Here is a 1,346-nt window from a genome sequence, read left to right as displayed (position 1 = left end):
AATGAAGAGACCATAACAATTATCTACACTCTCTCATAAGCCTGACACTGTCAGTCAAAAAGGACTTTAAAGAAAGAAAATCATACAAGCCTAATAGCCTAGATTTGATTATCTTTCTCTTGTGGTTCTTTTATGAGCTCTACGGGTGCATCTATTTCTGCCATTTCAGTAGATGAGAGCTGTTTTGTGTTTTCATCAACAATAGGAGGAGAGAACACTCCATCCTTATAAGTCCAGCCGATCTGCGCTTCACTTGAGGGGATAGCTTCACCATCAAAGGCGTGAACATAATCTTCTGAGGCTACAATAATATTTGTTACCACACCATTTTCAACAACTGCATATTTCATAAAAAACTCCTAGATAAAAAATCTCAACAAGATTGCTCCGTCACCACCATTGCCGCCATCTCCACCAGATTTTCCTGGAAAATAGCCACCGCCACCGCCGCTGGTAAAACCATTTCCATCACCACCATTGCCGCCTTTCCCACTGTAACCCCCTTTTGCGATACCATCACTGCAACCACCACCAGCCCCCCCATAAATAGAGCTTCCACCATGTCCAATGTTTGTTTTGTAGACAATAAAGGGGCCGTCGTTACTTCTATAGTATGCGTAGCCACCACCACTCCCGCCACCGAAAGTAGAACTGCTACCATTAACATTACTGTTACTAGAGTAGTAGCTGCCACCGCTACCGCCGCGACCACTGCTGTTGGCACTTCCTTCACTGCCACTAGTTGCGTATCCATAATATCCACCACCTCCGCCACCGCCTGCGGTAAGAAGTCCCTGAATTATTGTTTGACCACCTATGCCTCCCCTCTCGTTATTACCGCCTTTCCCACCACGTCCAATTTGAGCATTTTTTGAGTTTCCCAGCTGGTATCCTTTGATTTTAATACGTACGCAACCGCCGCCACCTCCACCACCGCCTTTTATATTACTGCCGCCTCCACCGCCACCCCACGCCCATATTTCAATATCGGTGTAGCTATTAACACTATCAGGAAATGGAATGGTACCACTTTCTGTCATGAGGATTTCAAGGGGATTAAGCGCGGTAACTTCTTTCAGTTTTGCAATCTCATTGCGTATTTTTTGAAGAACAGTGGTAGCCTCATCTTTTGTGTAAAGTGCCTTACCATCAACAGTTGCTGGACCTTTAAGCATGCTTCCACTTGCACTTAGACTTGTCACAACTTTATTATTGTGGGTGAGATTAAACGACGAATTACCCAACAGTTCTAAGCCACCACTCATAGTGACTTTGCTGGTAAATTTATTATAATTCTGCCATTCATTTGGGCTGGCTAAGCGTCCATAGCTTGTGAGATCTTCATT

At 44.4% G+C, this 1,346-nt stretch carries 2 protein-coding genes; both read right to left on the bottom strand.

Annotated elements, in window-relative coordinates; all coding sequences use genetic code 11:
• Nucleotides 1–98: 98 nt before the first annotated feature.
• A complete protein-coding gene (locus ACFIJL_RS09410; RefSeq protein WP_375624437.1) occupies nucleotides 99–350 on the bottom strand; it encodes a hypothetical protein in 252 nt (83 codons plus the stop codon).
• Between the two features lie 9 nt (nucleotides 351–359).
• The coding region (locus ACFIJL_RS09405; RefSeq protein WP_375624435.1) for a glycine-rich domain-containing protein at nucleotides 360–1,346 on the bottom strand (987 nt) is incomplete at its 5' end.

The sequence above is a fragment of the Bartonella sp. TT119HLJHH genome, assembly GCF_042193385.1.
Classification (GTDB): domain Bacteria; phylum Pseudomonadota; class Alphaproteobacteria; order Rhizobiales; family Rhizobiaceae; genus Bartonella.
Note: the sequence above shows the minus strand (reverse complement) of the source record. Positions and strands in the feature narration are given on the sequence as shown.